The following is a 22,516-nucleotide window of genomic DNA, read 5'->3' on the forward strand; positions in this document are numbered from 1 at the left end:
TTCATTTGATAAGCCCATTTTGGATTGTGTACCTTAAATTTCCCTTAATAAAATTAATGCTTTTAATGGGGATACGATATAAGTTGTTTTCAAAGAAACTCTTAAATTACGCACAAACAAATACCCCCCTTCTATGTTTTTTGAAGGGGGGATTCTACTTATCTTCTTGAAATCAATATATAGGGAACCCTCCATTTACTAGACTAACTACATGTTGATCTCTTACATTCTCCCATACTTATCAGTGACTTTATATTCCTTACCTTGTCGCTAAGAATAGAAACATATCTTCACGCATGGATATTAGGGTACAATTAGAGGTTTTATATGTCTAAATTATTTATTAAAGTTATTTATAGACTTATTTTTGCTTCTGTCAATACCAGCATAACAAGGACGATTGCATCGTTTCCAATTAAAAAACCACCTTTACAGGAGGTTTTAAATTTATAGACTATTGTGCTTTCTGTTATCCAAATAATTACACTTTATTAGTAACTTGTTTTGTTTCTTTTATATCCATTTTTTCCCAAGGCGTTCCTAAAAACGGTAGCGCCCATCTATCTAATCCATACCATCCCGCAACTTTCCATCCTAATACTAACCAAGTAGCTAGAATAAACAAAAGGGGATTAGTACTAAGCGTTCCTGCAAATAAATAGCTTACACTCATTAAACTACCAAAAAAAGCAGCAATTCCTGTTAGTAAACCTAAAATTAGTCCTAGACCTACAAGAACCTCACCATAAGCTACTAAATATGAAAAGAATTTAGCATTTGGTAATACTGTGTGCTTTAAAAAACTTGCATACCAACCAGTTACATCTGGATGAGGAACAGTAGAATTAGCTTTAGCTAAAGCACCTTGAGTAAAGCCCTTTACTACAACTCCAGCTTGTGATCCAGTCCAAACGTCTGAATTTATTTTATCCCATCCAGCTGATAACCATTCGTACCCTAAGTAAATACGTATAACTAACCAAATCCAAGCAGATTTACTACTGTTAAAAAATTAGAAACAGGATTATCAGAAACAATAACTTCATAGCTACCAACATTTTTATTTTCCATTGATTCTCACCCTCCTGAGCGTTTTCTTATTTTAATTTTTTAACAGTAAAAAATATGTACTTTGTAAAATATTATTCTTTAATATATAATTTTTCTATTTCTATTATAGGTACAATGTCATTTACAAAACCTGTATAATTTAAGCATAGAAAAAATGCACATCAAGTTTAACCAAATTTAAAAAGATTATTATTTAATAATAAATACTGGGCAAGTCACCTTTTGTACTACATAATGACTGACACTGCCTAAAAACAACTCTTTTAAATTACTTAGACCACGGCTACCCATCACAACAAGGTCGGCATTATTACTATTAATAAAATCCACAATCGTACACGAAGGAATACCTTCCAAAACGAATGTTTCTGTACGATTAGGAAGTTCTTCCAGCTTTTTATTTACTTCATTAAGTGCTATTTTCGCTATCTCATATTCTGTTTGGCGTATCTCCTCTATATTCAACGTACCGTAATTAGAAACATCAACAGGTACATGAAATACTGTGATGACATTCAATTCGATACTTTTATTTTGTTTTGCTAATATGATAGCCCTGTCCAATGCTTTTTTGCTTAATTCAGAATTATCATATGGAACTACTATTCTTGAACATACATTTAACATCCTTTTCTTCCTCCTATACTAATTTCGATTATTTATTTCTAAACACCTCGATATAGTCCTAATAGACTCATATAATATAGATGTATTCACAAAACTATATTAGATTTGTAAAAGTAGTTCGATTCTTAATATACTCAAATTTTAAACAGTTTTAATAGGTATTAAATTGACCTACATAGAAATAGTTTTTGAGTGGAAAGTTAGTACAAAACTGAAATCATCATCTTCAATTAGAATGATCTTACTAGTAATTTCAAAATCTTTAAAAATACATACGTAAATAAAATAGAACTCGATTATCTAACAATTAATACCGGGCAAGTAGCTTTTTGCAATACATAATGACTGACACTGCCTAGGAAAATTTCCTTTAATACACTCAAACCACGACTTCCCATCACAACAAGATCACCGTCTTCTTGCTTAACAAAATCTACAATCGTTTCAGCAGGGTTTCCTTCCAATACACATGTTTTTGACTTGTTTGGCAGTGAATTTAACTTTTTCTCAATTTCAATAAGTATTTCCTTGGCTGCTAAGAGTTCTGCCTTACGCATCACACGATAGTAAGAAACGGTATATGGTATATTAATAACCATAATAACAACCAATTCTATCCTTTTATCCTGTTTTGCTATATTCATTGCCGTTTCTAATGCCTTTTTGCCTAATTCAGAATGATCATATGCAACTATCATTTTCGAGCATACAGATAACATATAATTCACCTCTTTCCAATAAATCTTATTCTTCCATTTAAATTAATATCACTTTGTAATTATTAATTTAAATGGAATTTCATAAGTTTATTAAGTGAAAATTTCATTAGATTGTTTGAAGATTTTAATTTAGTAAGAAGATAAATAAAAAACACCATTCTAATCGAACGATGACTTTTGATTAATCTTATTAGTGAAACTGAAAGATTTTTATTCTTTTAGCGCACTTTTATATCCTTTTTTGTAGTCAAGAATCAAATATATTTCCGATGAATTTTCTTTCCATCATAACTTAACAACACTGACTTATTCTCAATATTTGTCTCCAAATGAACCCCTCTACCCCACAACTGATGAATATAAGGATGAATTGAAAAAAGCAGTGGACTTTAGTTCCACTGCTTTTTCAGTTTTCATGCAAATTTTAATACACCTTTACCGTTCTTATTGCACTAATTAATCCTTTTGTATCCTTTACCGTAACATATAAATATGTTCCAGCTTTTTGTTTTGGTATATTTACTTTAAAATTCCCGTAGCTATTTGCTTTATATGTATAAACTTTTGTTCCAATTTTTACTGAAGCAACTGCATACTTTTCAGTTTTTCCAGTAACTGTTGTTGAATAATACCTAACTGAACTCACCACGGGTATATTCGGTGCGACACGAGTAACTTTTAAGGATCTAGCATTACTAACTTTTCCAGCTACGGTTGAAGTTATATTAATTGATATTCCACTGTTTTGAATTGGTATCGACACTTTGAAATTCCCTACACTATCAGCTTTAGCGCTGTATGACTTTGTGCCAATCTTAACAGTTACTACCGCATACTTTTCGGTTTTTCCAGTAACAGTTGCCGCTTTATTATTGATTGTGTTAACAACCGGGACATTTGGAGCAACTCTAGTAACCTGCATTTCCTTTGGTAAGCTTATATTACCTGCTGCATCTTTTGCAGTAATGCTCAATTTTACTCCACTGTTTTGAGTAGATATCTTGACTGTGAACTTCCCATATTGGTCAGTAATGCCACTATATGATAATGTCCCCACTTTCACGGTAACCGTGGCTCCTTTTTCGCTTACCCCTGTTACTGTGGTTGATTTGTTTGTTACCGTACTAACCACTGGAATATTTGGAGCAACTTTAGTAATCTGCATTTCCTTTGGTAAGCTTATATTACCTGCTGCATCTTTTGCAGTAATGCTCAATTTTACTCCACTGTTTTGAGTAGATATCTTGACTGTGAACTTCCCATAAGAATCAGCAATGCCGTTATATGATAACGTCCCCACTTTTACGGTAACCGTGGCTCCTTTTTCGCTTACCCCTGTTACTGTGGTTGATTTGTTTGTTACCGTATTAACCACTGGAATATTTGGAGAAATTCTTGTAACTGTCACCTTTTTGGATAGACTTTCGTTCTGTGCGAGATCAGTTGAAGTTACTGAAATCGCTGTTCCACTATTTTGAATCGGGATAATCATGCTAAAAATGCCATTTACATCAGCAATGGCGCTGTAAGTTTTATTATCTATAACAGCCTTAACAGTTGCTCCTACTTCCGTTTTCCCTGTAATTTTTCCATCTTTATTTGTAACAGGATTAACTGTTGGTTCTGATGGTGAAGTTTTATCAATCACCGTCGTAGTAACGCTTGAACTTACATTATTTGCAGCATCACTTGCAGTCACGTATAGAACTGTACCTGCTTTTTGCATAGCGATTGGTATCGCAAAACTACCATCATTTTTTGCAAAGCCATCAGAGACAAATTTTTCTCCATTTCTGATCGTGATCTTTGCCCCTGCTTCCGAGTTGCCAATGACTTCCTTTGATGCGTCAGTTAGTGGAAAATCAAATGATAGTTTTAACGAAGGTGCTGTCACATCCTTCACTGTTAATTGAATGATGTCACTCCTATTTTGATCCTGATCTTCTGCAAAAACTTTCATTATCGTGCCTGCTACTTGTGGTTGGAAATGTATTGAAAACATACCATCTAAAGCATAGGACGAACCAATGAGTGTTTCACCAGCAAAAACTTTAATCATCAAGTTTTTGTCTGCATATCCACTAATACTAGTAGATTGATCAGTCATTTCAGTAGTTATAAGCTGTGGTACGACTGGGAGTGCTCGGTGGATCACTGTAACAGTTTTAGCTTCACTCCTATTTCCGGACTCGTCTATTGCAATTACACGTACCTGTGTATCAGCCATTAATGGTTTAATTGCAATCGAAAAATGACCACTTTCATCTGTTACATCCTTACCGACTAATTCATTAGCAACCATCGCAACTACGGTGGATAATGGCTCGGCTGTACCTGTGATTGCTAGCGCAGTATCAGTCACTTCATTTACGCTAGGGACTTCTGGTGGTGTAGTATCCATCACTGTCACTTTCGTAATTGGACTTGTTCTGTTGAAACTATCTATTACCTTTATCGATAAGACGGTTCCACCTCGTTGGAGTTCGATTGGAACCTGAAAACTTCCATCCGGCAGTGTATTTCCCTCACCGATTTTCACATCATTATGGTAAATTTCCACAAGGCTATCCGCATCAGTCATGCCATTAATCGTTTGATCATGGTCGCTCACGCTTGTCACCAATACGCCCAATTCTCCTTTTGGGTAGCTATTTTCAAACGGTTTGTATGTATTTGAAGAGATGTCTAACTTGTCTCGATAGTTCATGTTATCATTTACATCAACAATCCCTTGGTTAATCTGACTAGAATCTGTCACACCCCAATAATTATTTTTCCCATCAAAGATGATCCCCTTATATCCAGAGATTTTCACCTTTATTCGAGGGTAACCGAAGAAATTGTTTTCGTTAATAAAAATATTTGGAATTCCACCTTCAGGTTCTCTACTATTCAAGTTAATATCTGGAGCATAATGATCAATTGGATTGATGAAGGTGTTATTTTTTATCATCACTTTACCAAGTCCATTATTAACATCTAGCGTTGCTTTTTGACTAAAAAAATTATGCTCGATCACAGAGTCCAAATCAGAGGACGAAAGCAAAATTGAACCGTTTTGATATTGGTTATGTCGTAGCGTAACATTTTTTTTCAATGTGGTTACGAGGAAACCACCATTGTATGTAGTTTGATGAAAATGGTCGGCATACTCAATTTGAATCGTGCTATTATTAAAATCAGTACCCTTTACATAAACATCTTGTAATAAAATGCGGTCCTGTTCCGTACCAACAGCCTGTAATTTACCTTTGACAGATATCCATAACCCATTTTTTCCAATCAACTGTACACCTGGTTCTATAGTAAGCGTGGCTCCTGGATAGATATCAATCACACCTGTTTGAATATAAGGGGATCCCTCTTTTGTTAATGTTCTGTTCTCGCTAATGACACCATAAATTTCGGTTCCGGTTGTTGTTTCAGCGAATTTTTTGGCTGGAAAAAGAGAAAAAAGCAAAAGTAAAACTATCAAAAGTTGGAAGTATTTTTTCATTAATTCGCTCCTTATTTTTTTAATTTAATCTTAATTTTTTAATTATATCTTAATTTTTATTGCTATCCTGTTCATTTGCAAGATAAATTTACTTAAATTCCAGAATATATACAAAAACTAGCGTTGGTCGACTATTTCACTGCCGTAGCTCAAATACCGAGAGTTTAAAATTTTAAATACCTAACCAAAAATATAATCAGTATTTAAGCTGGCTTCTACTGATCTATACGTTTTATAGCTTTTAATCCTATCAACCATAAACTCAAAAAAAAATCGACTTTTCAGCTGACCATTTTATTCATACGACATGATCTGATAATACAAGGAGGAATATAATTTAATTACTCGGAAGTAAATTTCTGTATCTTAAATTATCAAGTAATCTGAGATACAGGCTAATTTTAAAGCATATGCTTAGCCCAACAAACGTGTTTCGTTAGTTGAATAGCGTTTATTTAATTAGTATCTAGATTCCTAAAATTGTAATGAACTGATGATTCTTACATTGATTCAATTATGCTTTTTATTTCAAGTTCTTATGGTCGCTATTTAAAAATCAGCTTAACATTTTCTAATTGTTTTAGAATTTGTTCCCTAGTATGTTTATCTATTTAACCAACTCCCTATAGCTCCCATGGGCTATAGTCCTTAATCTCCTTCTCAATGGCACGAGACAAGTAAAACTGCAAAAAGGGAATCCACCATTTACCAAAAAAAAGACTCCGCTATCTATTCAAAATGAACAGTTAAGGGAATCCCTTCTACTTTTAACGCATTCATAACATTAATATTTACAATGATTTTGAGACTTTAAAAAATATTCTAACTATTTTAAAAAATCACTAAATAATTGTGAATTAATAATTCCGCAAAGATAATTAAAACTAATAAAATAATTGCTACCATTAAATAAAATGTTTTTTGAATCCAATATGAGAAGAAATTAATTATATTTAAGAAAAATGCACCTGACTGTTCACCAGAACCTAAACTAAAATTTTTCATTTCTTCGTAACGTTTTCTATTAAATCTAATAGCATATACAAACATAATTAAATCAATTAAACCAAAAAATACTAAAATACTAATTTCATTACTAGACATTTTTTCTTCCTTTTTTACTTAAAATTCTTTAATTTATTATCCAATATTTATAACAACAAGAACTAGTCTTGTTAATAATATTCTAAGAGTATAATTTTTCATGTCACTCTTCTCCTGATGTAATTTTAATTTATAATATATAAGTGTAAAATTCTAGGTTAACTTCTAATCAACCGACTCCCCTATAATAATTTTCAAACCTTTTTCATTATATTTTTTTAATATTTTTAATACAACAGTAATAATTTAACAGAAATGAATGTAATTCTTTGAAAACCATTAACACCAGTGTTCTAGAAGAAATATTGAAATATATGAAATTTCTTTCTAACTAGTATTCATATCAATAATTATAATTAAAACAAGTAAATTAAAATTTAATATTATTTTGATGTAACTTACATTTTATTGCTTCCAATAAACAAGAACTTCAATTCCTTATTCAACATAATGGCAGATTAGTTGAACAAGAAGTGGTGAAGTTTTTATATCAAAATCCGAAAAATATGGTAAGTTTATATCACATTACATAACAACATCGAATTACTTGTTGAAGGGAAAAAAGGGGAATCAACCATGAATAATTTAAAGACTATATTTGCAAACGAATGGAAATTAATAGGAATTATTTTGCTATTTACTTTAGTGATAGTTACAAAGTGGTCAGAACATGATTTCGATTTTACCTTTTGGTTGCTTGTATTCTGGTTAATTATTTCTATATTTGTTGCAGTTTTCAATGTTATACAAATATCTAAAAGAACGGATTTATAAGGATTTATTGTTCAACTGACGCAGTGCGTTAGTTCAATAGAAAAATGCTATTATATGTTTTTAAAGAGGTGAATAAATGAAGTTTATTTCAGGAGGATATTACATAGTAGCTCCTTCAATTAGACAAGAATTTATGGATAATGATATAGTACCCGATAGTATAATCTCAGTAAGTGAGTGCATTTGTGATATTCATCCTGTAATCAATGTTTTTGGGGAGGTTCAAAGGAAAATAAACTAAAATACATCCAAGATCTTAATATTTCAGAGGATAAATACAAAGAGATGGAAAGTTGGATTCAAGATAAGTTTGATTTGAAAGAATTCGAATATCCGCAAATCTTCCCATCGTTAGATTTAGCAAAAGAGTTTTTTAACACATTTTTAAATCATATAAAAGACTTAAGAATAATTGGTATTGGACTTCCAAATATTTATTTGGATAGTTTCTTAGAAGAGGAAGGCACTATAAGCAAGCCTGCTGATGAAAAAACAGGATTAGAGAATGTTCTTACCAGGAAAGAATTTATTGTTGATGAAACTGGTTCATTTAAAGGTTATGAGATCTTAGGCTATGAAACTAATCTATTTCATTCTTATCTGTGTAACGGATTAGAAAAAGATTTTAAAAATCAATTTAATTTTACATTGAATGAATATGGTTTTATTAAATCTCTTGCTGATGCAGACAGATGTTGTCACATCGCAAATGACGAAGACCTTGAAACTGAAACTGTTTTTTGGCTTCCTTGGGCTATTTTTGAATACATTTCTTATTGAACTAACGCATGCGATAGTTTAAATTCTCAATCTCCTCAAGTGGTTTTTAACTTATTATCGTAAAAGATAATTTCAAACAATAAAAATAAGGATGACTTTTATGAAAGAATACCAAAATCTATTAAAAAAATGGGATCATATACTGAACAAATTAGAAAGAAACAATGGTAAAGTGCAGCCAATTGAGTTTGGAGAAAAAGCAACAATAAAAGAAATTCAAGAAAAGGAAAAAGAGTTAGGATACAAATTGCCTCCTTCATATAAATCTATTATTAAAAATTATGCAAAATCATTGTCGTTTTACTATTCATTTTCGGAAGATACAATGATCCCCACTGAATTTAGCGAAATATTTTCTGGAGAAATTAATTGGGACTTTTCAGAGCTTCAGAATTTAGATGAATTAGCTGAAGACTTGGAGGAAGATGGAGAAGATTATGGTAAGAACCTTAGAGGGAAACTAGAATTTTCCCATGCTGGAAATGGTGACATTTATGCTTTTGATATGTTAGCTGAGGGTGAAGAAAAACCAGTTATATATTGGGACCACGAAGAAGATACTGTTACCTATATTGCAGATTCTTTTATTGATTATCTGGAAAAGATTACGGAATTAAGTTGTGTGGGTAGTGAAAAATGGCAGATAGATTATTTTTTAAATGAAAATGGTTTAGACACATCAAGTTCAAATGCATTAAGGTGGAAGGAGTGGTTTGAAACTTTCTCTGAAACTACCTTAGATGATGTTAAAAATAATATGGACGAGCTAATCTCTTATACTATTTATCGAAAGAAACTAGATAAAGATGCTTTAAATTCCTTTTTGTTATTTAATAAAAATGATTTGTTTGATAAATTACTTAATTACCTAAATAAGTATGAAGCGTTTATCGATAAGAAGATGGTTTGCGAGATTATTGGGGAAGCCTTGGGAATATACGCAAAGTCTTGGGTTGCAAATTTATGGGAAGTTAATCATCATATGCAGTTGGATAGTAGATTGCGTTCATATCTTAGTATTAAGTGTCTTGACGATAATACTGGATTAAAATTAGTATTCAATTATTTAGAAGAACAATCGAATGGGAAAATAAACGGTTATGATGCACTTTCTCATCTATCTTCTAATAAATCGCATCAAGTTATTGCTTGGATGGAAAATCATGTGAAATTCCCTGTTACAGAAGGATGGGACGAATTGTATATCGAATCCAATCCTACTTGGGATGATATAAAAAGATGGTCAGAGTTAGAGGAAAGACATCAAGTCACTTTAATTCATGCTTTAGAAGGAGTGTTAATGAATAAAATGTATGGACCTTCTAAACATTTTGAATTTAGTCCTTCATCAAAAGAGGAGTTCATTTCCTTATTAAATAACTTAAAAATTAAACAAATACTTAGAACAAGAATTCAGATTATAGATAATTTGATTGAAAATGTTAATCAATATTACAATGTGTAATTATCAAAAAATATATAAGAGTCTTCTTCAACTACCATGGGAGTACGATATAAACTACCATTCACTGTTGTGGATCCGAGGATTCATGGAACAAATGGATACAAAGAAGTATGGGGCAATCACGAGTTTCCTATAAACGAATTCAGTATCTTAAAAGAGTACATAGGCAAAAAATAAAATTTGTATTTATCTTATTCAACTAACGCACTGCTTTAGTTGAATAAGGTTAATGGTATCGAAACCAAACAAACCATCCTTTTTCTTTACTTTTAGCTAAAAATATTTGACCTTGGGCTAAGTTAGCCCCAGGTGCTTTTGGGAAATCCAAACGGACAAGCCACGATTTTTCAGCAATCTCTTTCCCGCAAAAATGCTTTGCCATTCCAAAATAATCTTCTTCTTCTTTCACACCAACTGTTTTAGGGAATGGCTTTGCGGTAACTACATTCCACTTCGTATAAATGCCAGGTAGATCCTCTAAACCTGTACCATAAGTTTTGGGTATTAAGGTATTTAAAACTTCTATTACCTCTTTTTGATCCTTCATTGATGTTTTGTCTAAGTCACTTAACACAGGACACTTTTTAGGTTGCGCGTATCCTACAATCGATCCAAAAGATAACATCATAATGAACATAAAAATCGTCACTTTCATCTTCATTTTCTATTCACCTCTGGTGTTATCTTTCCTTAATAACTCGATTGTTATTAACAATGTGCCATTTAATAACAAAAAAAGAACCACTTTAAATGGTTCTTGTTATTGAACTTAAGCATCAGTTAGTTAATTCAATTATATTTTAATTAGCTTTAGCAAAACGGTTTTGTATAACAAATGCGATAATAACTGATAACATTGTAATAATGAATGGAGATACAGAAGAACTTTCAACAAAAACAACCTCATTTGGCAATTTTGAAATATTACTCCATTGATTAGCTATATCAGGCTGATAAAATACCGTTAAAAGCATACCTGAGAATACATTTAAAGCAACAAATACTAGGATAAAACTTACTGAAAACAAAAGAATTTTTTTCATTTTTATTCTCCTTTAGTTATTCAATTTATTATATTCACTAAGAAGATTTTCCTAAGATGATACTACTAATATTAACATATTTTTCCATTTCCAACTATAAGTTTGCAAATTCCTTATTGAACTAAACTGCCATTTAGTTACATAAGGTCCAGGTCCACTTACCGAAAAAGAATTCTATACTTTCTAAACATAAAGAAAACCACCTAAAAAAGGTGGCTTCAAATATACTTCCGATGAATATTCTTCCCATCATAACTAAACAACACTGACTTATTCTCAATATTCGTCTCTAAATGAACCCCTCTACCCCACAACTGATGAATATAAGGCATTACCTTCTCAACATACTTCACATCAAGTTCCATATGTTCATAGGAATGCTTCAAATAAAGCTCACCATTTTTTAAATAATCTCCCTCTTGAACAACGATATATGGGAATCCTCCATTTACTCGACTAACTACAAGTTGATCTCTTACATTCTCCCATGCCTTATCCGTAACTTTATACTCCTTACCTTGTCGCTGGAATAAATACATATCTTCACGCATAACAAGGTCTTTCGTTAAGTAGTTTCGTATAAAAGAACTATCGGACTCTAACTCTCGTACTTCAAACATTTTTTCTCGCCCGCTGCCAGGCTTAACACCTAATTCTCTCATTTCTTTCGTAGGATTATTATATCGCTCTTCAATATCTTCAAACATTCTTAATCCTAAATAATAAGGATTAATGCTTGTTTTTGATGGCTGAACCACTCCTGCATTAAGCTTTGCGTACTCAATCGCTTCATTTGAATCAAGATTTAGTTCACGCATAATTCTTATATGCCAATAACTTGCCCAGCCTTCATTCATAATTTTCGTTTCGAGCTGTGGCCAGAAATAAAGCATTTCTTCTCGTAACATAGTCAGGATGTCACGTTGCCATTCTTCTAGTTCTCTGGAGTATTCTTCGATAAATAATAGGATATCTTTTTCAGGTTGTGGTGGGAATTGTTTCCGTTTAATGGGGATAAGATTTGAATCATTTTTCTTTTCTTTACTTTGATCCATATTCCATAAATCATCATATGGCGTCACTCGTTTTTTCTCTTTTATTGGGAAATCAGTTTCTAAATCATACGCCAGTTTTGGTCGCATTAATGATGGATCAATATGCTCTTGAATTGAGAGGACCGCATCTAGGAAATTTTCTACTTCTTGCTTTCCGTATATATGTTCATAGTGTTTAATTCGTTCAGCAGTAGCTGCCATACTTTCAACCATATCTCTCTTCGTGTTTGAGAAACGAATATTATTTTTAAAGAAATCACAATGAGCTAAAACGTGTGCAACGATTAATTTATTTTGAACGAGAGAGTTTGTATCCAATAAAAATGCATAACATGGATCAGAGTTGATTACCAATTCATAAATTTTGCTTAGCCCTAAATCGTAATGAAGCTTCATTTTATAAAACTGTTTTCCAAAGCTCCAGTGGGAGAATCTTGTAGGCATACCGTAAGCGCCAAATGTATAAATGATATCTGCAGGACAGATTTCATAGCGCATTGGGTAAAAGTCTAGCCCAAATCCTCTCGCAATCTCTGTAATTTCGTCAATAGCATATTCCAACGCTCTATAATCACTCGCCTTCATCACACTCTCCTCCTGTCTCTTCTTATATTATTCTATGAACTGAAATATGAATTAATGTAAGAATCGTCACTTCCAAACAATAATCATTTGTCTAATTCGAAATTTTTTTAAAACATAAACACAAAAAAACGTATGAAAAAAATTCATACGATAGTTCATTTTATTTTTACAATTCAATTGATATAACTTCATTTTTTGGAATTCTTTTTTTAAAGAAAACCTAATGTAGTTTGGATTGCAAGTACACATGCTTATTATTTTAATTTAATCTTATTATCCCTATTACAAATATAAGTATACTTAAGCTGGGGAAAAGATTTTTATCTGTAGAGGAAAATTGTTTAAATTAATAGCAGCAATTAAATTCCAGGAACTTAAATTAAATTCCCCAAATCGCAATTAAACCCCAAGGTAAATACAAATTAATATATTTCAGGTCAATTTCACCAGTTTTGAGCACCAATGAAGCCTATTCTTCAGTAATCTGATCAAAAACCAATAAAGTATTTCTACAATCCGAAAAATCATAACACTATATTTCCTTTTTTCCCTATCGTTCCGGCCCTTAACCATCCTTATTTTACCTAACCTCTACCGTAACCTTTTGTTAAATTCTCTCATGGCTAATTAATTTTTTTCGCCATAAACTATGTGTACCCTCTAAAAAGGAGGTTCACAATGCAAGTACAATCCGATTATGATTTAGCATTGTATTACACTTATTGTTGTCAATGGGATAAGCTTCTCGTATTAATGGTAAATACGAAAGACGAACTTTTTTCAAAGCGTATCGAACATTTTCTACATGCCTTTAAATACGAGAGGGACTTAGCGGTCATAGATGAAAAACTTAAAGGTATGTTCCAACATATTGAGCATGCCACTAGCCAAGAAAGCGCCGAGGAACAATCTTTTATCTCATCATTAGAGCTTTAACTAAAATAAATGAAAAGAGCGACTCAATAGTCGCTCTTTTTTTAGACTAATACTTCAATTTTTTCCATAAATGCTTGTTGTAAACTATCCAATTTTTGGATGCTATCTTGACGAGATTGTCCTACAATTCCGAAATAGAACTTGATTTTTGGTTCAGTTCCAGATGGACGTAAGCATACCCATGAACCGTCTTCAAGTTGATACTTTAATACATTTGATTTTGGTAGAAGTATTTGTTCTTTACCTCCTGATTCTAAAGTTGTTTTCTCTTGAAGTTTATAGTCTTCAACCGTAACAACTTTTAGACCATTTATATCAACAGGAGGGTTTTGACGGTAATTTGTTAAAATCGACTGGATTTTTTCTGTACCTTCAATCCCTTTTAATGTTAATGATTTTAGTCCTTCTAAGTAGTAGCCATATTGCTCATAAAGGCTATTTAAACCTTCATATAAAGTCATACCTTTTGTTTTGTAATAAGTAGCTATTTCTGCAGCAAGTACTGTTGCTTGGATTGCGTCTTTATCACGAACAAACGGTTTAATTAAATAGCCATAACTTTCTTCATAACCAAATAAGAATGAGTATTCGTTTGTTTGCTCATATTCTTTAATTTTTTCACCAATAAACTTAAATCCAGTAAGTGTATCGATTGTTTTAACACCGAATTTTGATGCGATTACTTGACCAAATTCAGATGTAACGATTGTTTTAAGTAATAGCGCATTTGCAGGTACTTCTTGTTGGCTTAATAAATAGTGGAGCATTAATGCTCCTGTTTGATTTCCAGTAAGGACTACATATTCGCCTTTTTCATTTTTTGTAGCGATTCCTAATCGATCAGCATCGGGATCAGTTGCAATTAATACATCTGCATCAATCTCTTTACCGTAACGAATTGCATATTCAAATGCTGCATGTTCTTCAGGGTTTGGTGATTTTACAGTTGTAAAATTTGGATCTGCTTTTGCTTGTTCCTCAACAATTGTTACATTTTCAAAGCCAACTGCTTTTAATGACATCGTTGCAGGTAGTAATGCTGTACCATGTAATGGAGTAAAGACAATTTTTAAATCCTTACCATGTTTTTGAACTAAATCGTTATTAACAACAACAGTTTTTAGTTGCTCTACATATAATTTGTCCATTTCTTCATCTAATCTATGTATTAGTCCTTTTTCAACTAATTCTTTTTCTGAATTCACTTCAATTTCTAACTCATTTTCAAATGAATTAACGTACTCAATTACTTGATCTGCAGCAGCTGGAGGTAATTGACCTCCGTCATCTCCATAAACTTTAAATCCGTTATATTCAGGTGGATTATGACTAGCCGTAATGACAATTCCACCGAAACAGTTTAACTGACGTACAGCAAATGATAATTCTGGTGTAGGACGTAATTCTTTGAATACATATGCCTTAATACCATGAGTCGCAAGTGTTTTAGCTGCTTCCACTGCAAACTCAGGACTTTTGTGACGAGAATCGAAAGCAATTGCAACTCCACGGTTTTTTGCTTCTTCTCCAAAGCTTTCAATATATTTTGCAAAACCAGCTGATGCTTTTCGGATTGTATAAATGTTCATACGATTCGTTCCAGGTCCGATTTCTCCGCGCATTCCACCAGTTCCAAATTCTAAATTTTGATAGAAGCTTTCCTTAAGTATAAGGTGATTATTCTCAAGATTAATTAATTGTTCTTTAAGTTCTTGATCTAATGTCGGTGATTGAATCCATTTTTCATATGTTGTTTCCCAATTCATTTTGTTCTCCTCCTATACTTAATCAGAGTTCAGATTCGATAAAAGTCTTACAAACTCCTTCTATATATAACAAAAGTTTACAATATTCTCACTAAAATTTCTATAATTGCACTATTTTAATTGTGAATGAGTTTGAAAAGTATGTAGAAAATAAAAACTAAAGGAGGGTGAGTTTATGCCAGAAATTAGATGTAGTGTTGCAAATTGTAATTTTTGGGGGCAGGGAAACTTTTGCCAAGCAGACTCAATTCTTGTTCAAACCGAAGCATACGAATACTCTAATGACTTTGATTTAACAATTCAAAATGCAGTCTTAGACGGCGAGATTACTACTTCTGCTGTACATAGTGGTGAAACTTGCTGTCACACGTTTCGACCTAAATATTAATAAAATGGTGCCATTTACATTTTTTCGTATATGGCACCATTTTATTCGTTTAACCGTTCACAATTACTCCACCATTAACATGAATGATTTGTCCGGTAATAAAGGAAGCTTCATTGCTTGCTAAATAAAGATAAGCTGGTGCAAGCTCTACTGGTTGTCCAGCTCGTTTCATTGGCGTTGTGCTACCAAACTTTGCTACTTCTTGTTCGTCAAAACTTGCTGGAATCAATGGTGTCCAAATTGGCCCGGGAGCTACACCATTAACACGAATTCCCTTTTGAGCAAGATTTGTAGAAAGTGAACGAGTAAATGTGACAATCGCTCCTTTTGTTGCAGAGTAATCCAATAATTGATCATGTCCTTTATAAGCAGTTATTGACGTCGTATTTATTATAGAGTCTCCTTGCTTCATATGTGGAAGGCAAGCTTTTGATAAAAAGAACATTGAAAAAATATTCGTTTCAAATGTTTTCTTTAATTGCTCTTCTGTAATGTCTTCCAAATTCTTTTGTGGATATTGTACAGCAGCATTGTTCACTAAAATGTTAATTTTCCCAAAGGTTTGAATTGCATTTTGAACAATTTGTTTACAAACTTCCTCTGTTCGAATGTCACATCTCATTATTTCACAATTTCCACCAAAATCATTTATAAATTTCTTTGTATCTTGTGCATCAACATCCTCATCAAAATACGGAATAAAAACTGATGCCCCTTCTTTTGCAAAGAGTATTGCAACTGCTTTTCCAATTCCACTATCTCCACCAGTAATAATAGCTACTTTTTCCTTTAATTTACCACTTTGTGTGTAGTTTGGATCATCTGAAATAGGTATTGGCGTCATTTCCTTTTCGATACCTGGTTGCTTATTTTGATGTTGCGGATTAAATTTAGTCGGAAACTGTTTCTGATTCATTTACTACATCCTCCTTTTAAATAATTCAGATTTAGCATGCCCAAATCGCACTTTGAGGAATACTAAACATCATTGAATTTGTTAAAAGTTGTTAATTTAATTAAAAAACTTGCACTTTCAAAATAAAACGAATATTATTAATAACTGTTGAGTATATCATTCGTATTTTACAAGGAGATCTAGTATGTTTAAATTAAAAGAGGCTAACACAACCGTTAAAACAGAAATCATAGCCGGCTTTACCACATTTTTAACTATGGCTTATATAATTATTGTTAATCCTATTATATTATCTGATGCTGGTGTTCCATTTAACCAAGCATTTACTGCAACAATCATTGCAACATTAGTGGGAACATTATTTATGGCATTGTTCGGAAACTATCCAATTGCAATTGCACCCGGAATGGGAATGAATGCATACTTTGCCTATTCAGTTGTTTCAAAAGCACATGGCATTTCGTATCATTTAGCATTCTCAGCTGTATTTATTACGGGTATTTTATTCGTTATTTTATCTTTAACTAAATTTAGAACGCATTTAATAGAAGCAATTCCAAATACATTAAAACATGCAATTAGTGTTGGAATTGGATTATTTATCGCATTTATAGGTTTACGTCTTTCAGGTATAATCGTTGCTAACAAAGATAATCTTGTAGGGTTAGGAAATCTCCATTCTCCTGGTGTAGTCCTTACTATTATCGGAATTGCAATTACAATTACCTTATTTGCCTTAAATGTAAATGGAGCTTTATTCTTCGGAATGGCTGCAACAGCAATCATCGCAGGATTAGCTGGAAAATTACACATTAAAGGAAGTATATTCTCTTTTCCTAAATTACCTGAAGGGATCATTGTTGCTAATCCAATCACAGCAGCTTCAGATGTCATTCATTATGGACTATATTCAGTTGTCTTTTCATTTTTATTAGTTACAATTTTTGATACGACAGGTACATTCCTAGGTGTAGCTTCACAGGCTGGTTTATTAAATAAGAAAGATGAAAAACGTACTGGTCGTGCGATGCTATCTGATTCATTCGGTACTACAATTGGAGCTATGTTTGGTACTTCACCAACAACAGCTTATATCGAATCTACAGCAGGTGTTGCAGCTGGAGGTAGAACAGGTTTAACGGCACTTGTTGTTGCATTACTATTCGTTTTTGCAGCATTCTTTAGCCCACTTGTTAATTCAATTTCTGGTGTAGCAGCAATTACATCACCATCATTAATCGTAGTAGGTTGCCTAATGATGGGTAGTGTTCGTCATATTGAGTGGGATAACTTTGAAGAAGCATTCCCTGCATTCCTAGTTATTATCACAATGCCACTTACATCAAGTATTGCAACAGGTATTGCACTTGGGTTTATTACCTATCCATTATTAAAACTCGTTAAAGGGAAAGCAAAAAATGTTAAACCAGTTATTTATATATTTGGTATTTTATTCTTAATCCAATTGGTTTTCTTCCCACATTAATAATAAATATTTCAAGGCACATGATCTTTAAAAAGATTAATGTGCTTTTTTATTTTTTATTTAGGTACTAGCCTTTCCTTGATGGGACATCTATGCATACTTTGTTTATGTAGATTATTAAGGAGGTGTTCTACGATGTGGAACAACCAAGATCAAGTCAACATGAACTCAAGTAGATGTAGACGTAATGACTGTGATTGTGACGATTGCAGAAGAAGACGTTGCGATTGTGATGATTGCCATCGAGATCATTGTGATTGCCATCACCATGATTGTCACTGCAGATGCAGATGCTGTTGTACTAGAAGAAAAAGTAAGTGTGGCTGTATGAATCCGTGTTTAGGTGTCGATATGGTAATGTTTGAAATGATGATGAAAAACATGATGAACAATAATAACAACAAAAATAATAATAATAAGGATTAATTGATTTTCTCCCTCCCCCATAAAAACAACCTGAATTTAACAGGTTGATCAAACTGATGCAAACGCTCGCTTTTATAGTACATTTCGTACTTTTAAAGACAAGCGTTTTCAATCAGTTTAAATCGTTTGATTTTCAACATATTAAAACGACCTGATTAACAGGTCGTTTTTTCATACGATATAAAACCTAAAATTTGTTCACGAAGTCGCTTAGCATCTTCATAGCCTTCTTTATAAAGCTCTAATAATCGTTCTTTTTTCCGTTCGATTCGACTAACCTTTAACTTTTGTATAGGACGAATGACTAATATATTTCCGGCTTTTTCTTGCTCCTCAATATATTCAAGTTGCTTATTATAAACTTCATACCTATTTAGTACGGCCTGAACAAGTCCTGGATAATCTTTATACTTTTTTTGCAAATACCAAGTTCCTTTTGAAGGCTTTTTACGATAACCAGCATTTCTAGTTAAAACAACTATATTTTTAAAATTACCATCCGCTTCAGATTTGCCGATTGGAATCGGATCTGCAATGCCACCATCCATCAAGAAATGATCATTAAACTGAATGATTGGGGCCATTAGCGGTAAAGAACTTGATGCCCGAATTATATTTAACATATCTGTTGATTCTACAATTTGATCTTTATCAAAATAGACAGGTTCTCCTGTAACACAATCAGTCGTGCCAACTACAAATTTTTGCTCAGCATTATAAAAAGAATCAAAATCAAAAGGATCTAACTCATTAGGAATAATATCAAATAATAAGTCCATACCAAAAAGCTGCTTATTACGAATTAAATTTTTAAAAGAAATATAATCTGGATGCTGTAAAAATTCCGTATTTACTCGTTTATTACGACCATGTTGTTTTGATAGATAGGAAGTACCCATACAAGCACCCGCAGAAACACCTATCACATAAGGAATTTCTATATTTTGCTCAAGAAAATAATCAAGAACACCAGCAGTATAAATCCCCCTCATTCCTCCACCTTCGAGAACTAAACCCATTCCATTCATTTTCACAGCCCCCCTTTTTTCAAATTTTTTAAGACAATCTATTTAAATATTTTATTATATGAGTTGATGAAAGGGAAGAAATTAGCGTTGTGTGGAGGACAAGGATTTCAGTTCTTAGTTTGTTTGATTTAAGCTTTATAGTGTTAAATTCCTCGAAGCTGCGATTAAAAATCGGGTATCGCAATTAAATTCCCAAGTATCGCAATTATAATACTCAATCTCCCCGCTCATCCCATAAAATTAATTCGTTTCCACCATCCCTATTCAATTTTTCAAATAATTGCTCGGTTTCCTTAAAAAATGCTATCTAAATCACTACATTCTCACTTCCCAAACAAAAAACAGACCTCCTATAGGTCTGTCCTTTTTTTGCCTTTCTCTTTCTGCATTCCTACTCCTTCTTTGTTTTTCCCGGTTCGAATATTTCTTTAACACCTTTAACACTTTTCAAAGAAGTAGTATGATATGTTCCATTTGCCCAATCTTCCATTTGATCACTATACCATTTGCTTCCGAGGTTCCCGGATTGTCCTGGTCCAACTACGTTTTCTGATTTACTTAAATCTGAAAAGTCTACAACAGTTCGCCAAGACGCACCATGGTCTACGATTCCTTGGTCATCGTATCCTGCTGCTTTAACTGTAGTTGAGCTGCCTCCTACTGGGATTGGATCTCTTGCATTAAAGAAATAGCTTAAGATTTTAATACTGGATAATGGGTGTTCGAAAGCAACTTTATGGTGATCACCCCAGTTCCACTTAGCTACATTTTCACCGTCAGTTTTGCTAATATTTTTAATTGTTGATTTGAAAGTTTTTAATAATAGTTTATCAATTCCTCCTTGTTCATCAACCCAGATTACTTTTTTCCCATTTAAGCTGTCACGTAGCATTTGATCGACTACGACTTTGCGGTCTCCAAATAAATCCATCATATCGTTTGAGATTTGTTGATCGAACAATGCTTTATTTATTTGAGACATCCACATTTGGAAGATGAGAGGAGAAGCTTCATCTTTATCATCTATAAAATTCCATTTTTCAAGTTCCCTTAAAGCTGATTTTTCAAAAGATGATAATTGATTTTTATTTTGTTTTATTGATTTAATAAACTTCGGTGCATGTTCTTTCGCTTGTAAGTTCATTTCGTCCATTTGTAGCTTTTGCATATCATTAACAGTCAGTTTATCATTCTTTTTTAATACTTCTTGAATGCGTAATTGACGGTAAGGTTGAGCCCAGGAATTTGAAATATGGTATGGATATGAATCATCTACTACTTTATTATTTGCAGATGAAATAAATCCTTCCTTTGGATTAACGATTGTTGGTAGTTCTTCGTATGGAATATAGCCTTTCCAACCGTAATCACTAGTCCAACCTGGCACCGGCATTAGCCCGTCACCTTTTTTACGGATTGGAATTTTACCATTCGCTCTGTAGGCAATCGTTCCGTCATTCGATGCAAATACGAAATTTTGGGCCGGCGCTTCAAATAAAGCTAATCCTTCTTTAAACGAATTCCAATCCTTTGCAATGTCAAATTTTAAAACAGCTTCTAGCTCTGTTGTTGGTTGTAGTGCTGTCCATTGTAAAGAGAATACAGTATCTTTTCCAGCATCGCTCGCAAATTCCGAAATCACTGGACCATGTCTCGTAATCATAACAGGTAAAACCTTATTCTTTTGTCCTTTAATTTTGATTGTTTCATTTATAACCTGTGCCTTTTCCCATTGGCCATCATATAAAAACTCGTCTGGCTTATTTGGATTTCTTTTTTCAATGTATAGATCTTGTACATCTGGTCCTACGTTTGTTACTCCCCAGGCAATATGTTCATTATGACCAACTATGATTCCCGGTACCCCTGCAAAAATTACACCACTTACATTCATATCACCAGATTTTAATTGAGTTTCATACCATATTGCTGGAGTCGCTAATCCTAAATGAGGATCATCTGCTAATAACGGTTTACCTGACTTAGTTTTAGATCCACTAACAACCCAGTCATTACTTCCATTCCAAACAGGTGGAATAATTGCGCTAGCAAAGCTCTTTTCTACGTCTATTTTTGAAGTATTGCTTGGAATAATATACGGCTCTATATCATTAGTAGAAGGGAATAGCTCCAAAGCCTTATCCTTTGGAAATTTATTCATAGTATAATAACGAAATGCTTGTTCATTCCAGTGACCGCCTAAATCAAATGCCATATATTTACCAATTACTAGTGAGTCAATTGCCGTCCATTCAGTTGGTTTATACTTTAAAATTTTAAATTCAACTGGTAGTTTATTTTCATTTATTGCGTATTTTATGTACGCATTTACGCCTTCTGCATACCAATTTAATACATTTTGTCCATTTTTATCGTATTTACTGTAAGAAGCTTCAGCAGCTCTTCTTAAACCAAGCGTTCGAAAATATGAGTCGCGCTCTACTGTAGCATCACCAATTATTTCACTTAATTGTCCGGATGCTTGTCTCCTACTTAAATCCATTTGAAATAATCGATCTTGTGCAGTTACAAAGCCTTGCGCAACATACAAGTCATGCAAACTCTTAGCACTAATATGAGGTACTCCTTTAGCATCCCTAACTACCTCTACTTTATGGTTTAACGTACTGATCGTTAAATTTCCTTTAATGCTTGGTAATGATTTCTTTGTTAAGTAAAGGCCGGTTCCCGCAACGATTAAGACGATAACAATTAAGATAGTTGATGTAACTTTAATCCACCTCGGAAAGCGCTTCCGATTTTTTGATATCTCAATAGGCGCACTCATTTTTCTCCCTCCTGCTTAAACTGCATATAAAACATATACTGTATATTAATTCTGCAAGTCTTA

Annotated in this window: 16 protein-coding genes and 2 pseudogenes; 5 read left to right on the forward strand and 13 right to left on the reverse strand. The window is 32.9% G+C overall.

The genetic code is table 11. From position 1 onward, the window contains the following. Window positions 1-481: 481 nt before the first annotated feature. The 6 genes and pseudogenes from RAH41_RS05845 to RAH41_RS05865 form a co-directional block, all read right to left on the reverse strand. Window positions 482-1,071, reverse strand: a pseudogene (locus tag RAH41_RS05845) (DoxX family membrane protein). Window positions 1,072-1,260: 189 nt separating this feature from the next. Next, window positions 1,261-1,698: a universal stress protein gene (locus RAH41_RS05850; protein ID WP_331221223.1), complete on the reverse strand. Its 438-nt coding sequence runs from the start codon at window positions 1,696-1,698 to the stop codon at window positions 1,261-1,263. A 296-nt stretch (window positions 1,699-1,994) separates the two neighbouring features. Next, window positions 1,995-2,417: a universal stress protein gene (locus RAH41_RS05855; protein ID WP_331221224.1), complete on the reverse strand. Its 423-nt coding sequence runs from the start codon at window positions 2,415-2,417 to the stop codon at window positions 1,995-1,997. Between the two features lie 254 nt (window positions 2,418-2,671). Next, window positions 2,672-2,797: pseudogene (locus RAH41_RS22585) on the reverse strand (stage V sporulation protein R); the annotation flags it as partial. Window positions 2,798-2,841: 44 nt separating this feature from the next. Then, complete coding sequence (locus RAH41_RS05860; RefSeq protein ID WP_331221225.1) at window positions 2,842-5,913, reverse strand: Ig-like domain-containing protein; 3,072 nt, start codon at window positions 5,911-5,913, stop codon at window positions 2,842-2,844. A gap of 831 nt (window positions 5,914-6,744) precedes the next feature. Then, complete coding sequence (locus RAH41_RS05865; protein ID WP_331221226.1) at window positions 6,745-7,017, reverse strand: hypothetical protein; 273 nt, start codon at window positions 7,015-7,017, stop codon at window positions 6,745-6,747. Window positions 7,018-8,076: 1,059 nt separating this feature from the next. Here RAH41_RS05865 and RAH41_RS05870 point away from each other — a divergent pair. Next, window positions 8,077-8,571, forward strand: a complete 495-nt coding sequence (locus tag RAH41_RS05870; RefSeq protein WP_331221227.1) for a hypothetical protein — start codon at window positions 8,077-8,079, stop codon at window positions 8,569-8,571. 100 nt (window positions 8,572-8,671) lie between these two features. Then, window positions 8,672-10,036: an SMI1/KNR4 family protein gene (locus tag RAH41_RS05875; protein ID WP_331221228.1), complete on the forward strand. Its 1,365-nt coding sequence runs from the start codon at window positions 8,672-8,674 to the stop codon at window positions 10,034-10,036. Between the two features lie 226 nt (window positions 10,037-10,262). Here RAH41_RS05875 and RAH41_RS05880 read toward each other — a convergent pair whose 3' ends face one another. From RAH41_RS05880 to RAH41_RS05890, 3 genes are all read right to left on the reverse strand, one after another. Beyond that, window positions 10,263-10,697 carry a hypothetical protein gene (locus RAH41_RS05880; RefSeq protein WP_331221229.1) on the reverse strand — a complete coding sequence of 145 codons (435 nt, stop codon included), beginning with the start codon at window positions 10,695-10,697 and terminating at the stop codon, window positions 10,263-10,265. Window positions 10,698-10,836: 139 nt separating this feature from the next. Beyond that, window positions 10,837-11,079 carry a hypothetical protein gene (locus RAH41_RS05885; protein ID WP_331221230.1) on the reverse strand — a complete coding sequence of 81 codons (243 nt, stop codon included), beginning with the start codon at window positions 11,077-11,079 and terminating at the stop codon, window positions 10,837-10,839. A gap of 218 nt (window positions 11,080-11,297) precedes the next feature. Continuing rightward, complete coding sequence (locus RAH41_RS05890; protein WP_331221231.1) at window positions 11,298-12,719, reverse strand: SpoVR family protein; 1,422 nt, start codon at window positions 12,717-12,719, stop codon at window positions 11,298-11,300. A gap of 678 nt (window positions 12,720-13,397) precedes the next feature. On the opposite strand from RAH41_RS05890, the gene RAH41_RS05895 reads away from it, so the two are divergent. Next, window positions 13,398-13,655 (forward strand): YhdB family protein, encoded by a 258-nt coding sequence (locus RAH41_RS05895; RefSeq protein WP_331221232.1) that lies wholly within the window; start codon window positions 13,398-13,400, stop codon window positions 13,653-13,655. A gap of 41 nt (window positions 13,656-13,696) precedes the next feature. On the opposite strand, the gene RAH41_RS05900 is transcribed toward RAH41_RS05895, so the two are convergent. Continuing rightward, a complete protein-coding gene (locus tag RAH41_RS05900; protein WP_331221233.1) occupies window positions 13,697-15,421 on the reverse strand; it encodes a phospho-sugar mutase in 1,725 nt (574 codons plus the stop codon). Between the two features lie 175 nt (window positions 15,422-15,596). On the opposite strand from RAH41_RS05900, the gene RAH41_RS05905 reads away from it, so the two are divergent. Further along, window positions 15,597-15,809: a DUF1540 domain-containing protein gene (locus RAH41_RS05905; RefSeq protein ID WP_056471273.1), complete on the forward strand. Its 213-nt coding sequence runs from the start codon at window positions 15,597-15,599 to the stop codon at window positions 15,807-15,809. Window positions 15,810-15,858: 49 nt separating this feature from the next. Here RAH41_RS05905 and RAH41_RS05910 read toward each other — a convergent pair whose 3' ends face one another. Further along, window positions 15,859-16,725 (reverse strand): SDR family oxidoreductase, encoded by an 867-nt coding sequence (locus tag RAH41_RS05910; protein WP_331221234.1) that lies wholly within the window; start codon window positions 16,723-16,725, stop codon window positions 15,859-15,861. 184 nt (window positions 16,726-16,909) lie between these two features. Between RAH41_RS05910 and RAH41_RS05915 the strand changes: the two genes are divergently transcribed. After that, window positions 16,910-18,211 carry an NCS2 family permease gene (locus tag RAH41_RS05915; RefSeq protein WP_331221235.1) on the forward strand — a complete coding sequence of 434 codons (1,302 nt, stop codon included), beginning with the start codon at window positions 16,910-16,912 and terminating at the stop codon, window positions 18,209-18,211. A 581-nt stretch (window positions 18,212-18,792) separates the two neighbouring features. On the opposite strand, the gene RAH41_RS05920 is transcribed toward RAH41_RS05915, so the two are convergent. Continuing rightward, the gene (locus RAH41_RS05920; protein WP_331221236.1) at window positions 18,793-19,665 is read right to left on the reverse strand and encodes a patatin family protein; all 873 of its coding nucleotides are present in this window, start codon (window positions 19,663-19,665) and stop codon (window positions 18,793-18,795) included. A gap of 391 nt (window positions 19,666-20,056) precedes the next feature. Next, window positions 20,057-22,453 carry a penicillin acylase family protein gene (locus tag RAH41_RS05925; protein ID WP_331221237.1) on the reverse strand — a complete coding sequence of 799 codons (2,397 nt, stop codon included), beginning with the start codon at window positions 22,451-22,453 and terminating at the stop codon, window positions 20,057-20,059. Window positions 22,454-22,516 lie beyond the last annotated feature (63 nt).

The sequence above is a fragment of the Gottfriedia acidiceleris genome, assembly GCF_036421055.1.
GTDB lineage: Bacteria > Bacillota > Bacilli > Bacillales > Bacillaceae_G > Gottfriedia > Gottfriedia acidiceleris_C.

What these genes read in the sequence shown, in the direction of transcription:
- RAH41_RS05850 (WP_331221223.1), bottom strand. Translation starts at nt 1,698, where the DNA reads ATGTTAAATGTATGTTCAAGAATAGTAGTTCCATATGATAATTCTGAA.
- RAH41_RS05880 (WP_331221229.1), bottom strand. Translation starts at nt 10,697, where the DNA reads ATGAAGATGAAAGTGACGATTTTTATGTTCATTATGATGTTATCTTTT.
- RAH41_RS05860 (WP_331221225.1), bottom strand. Translation starts at nt 5,913, where the DNA reads ATGAAAAAATACTTCCAACTTTTGATAGTTTTACTTTTGCTTTTTTCT.
- RAH41_RS05920 (WP_331221236.1), bottom strand. Translation starts at nt 19,665, where the DNA reads ATGAATGGAATGGGTTTAGTTCTCGAAGGTGGAGGAATGAGGGGGATT.
- RAH41_RS05915 (WP_331221235.1), top strand. Translation starts at nt 16,910, where the DNA reads ATGTTTAAATTAAAAGAGGCTAACACAACCGTTAAAACAGAAATCATA.
- RAH41_RS05925 (WP_331221237.1), bottom strand. Translation starts at nt 22,453, where the DNA reads ATGAGTGCGCCTATTGAGATATCAAAAAATCGGAAGCGCTTTCCGAGG.
- RAH41_RS05910 (WP_331221234.1), bottom strand. Translation starts at nt 16,725, where the DNA reads ATGAATCAGAAACAGTTTCCGACTAAATTTAATCCGCAACATCAAAAT.
- RAH41_RS05895 (WP_331221232.1), top strand. Translation starts at nt 13,398, where the DNA reads ATGCAAGTACAATCCGATTATGATTTAGCATTGTATTACACTTATTGT.
- RAH41_RS05875 (WP_331221228.1), top strand. Translation starts at nt 8,672, where the DNA reads ATGAAAGAATACCAAAATCTATTAAAAAAATGGGATCATATACTGAAC.
- RAH41_RS05865 (WP_331221226.1), bottom strand. Translation starts at nt 7,017, where the DNA reads ATGTCTAGTAATGAAATTAGTATTTTAGTATTTTTTGGTTTAATTGAT.
- RAH41_RS05855 (WP_331221224.1), bottom strand. Translation starts at nt 2,417, where the DNA reads ATGTTATCTGTATGCTCGAAAATGATAGTTGCATATGATCATTCTGAA.
- RAH41_RS05885 (WP_331221230.1), bottom strand. Translation starts at nt 11,079, where the DNA reads ATGAAAAAAATTCTTTTGTTTTCAGTAAGTTTTATCCTAGTATTTGTT.
- RAH41_RS05905 (WP_056471273.1), top strand. Translation starts at nt 15,597, where the DNA reads ATGCCAGAAATTAGATGTAGTGTTGCAAATTGTAATTTTTGGGGGCAG.
- RAH41_RS05870 (WP_331221227.1), top strand. Translation starts at nt 8,077, where the DNA reads ATGGAAAGTTGGATTCAAGATAAGTTTGATTTGAAAGAATTCGAATAT.
- RAH41_RS05900 (WP_331221233.1), bottom strand. Translation starts at nt 15,421, where the DNA reads ATGAATTGGGAAACAACATATGAAAAATGGATTCAATCACCGACATTA.
- RAH41_RS05890 (WP_331221231.1), bottom strand. Translation starts at nt 12,719, where the DNA reads ATGAAGGCGAGTGATTATAGAGCGTTGGAATATGCTATTGACGAAATT.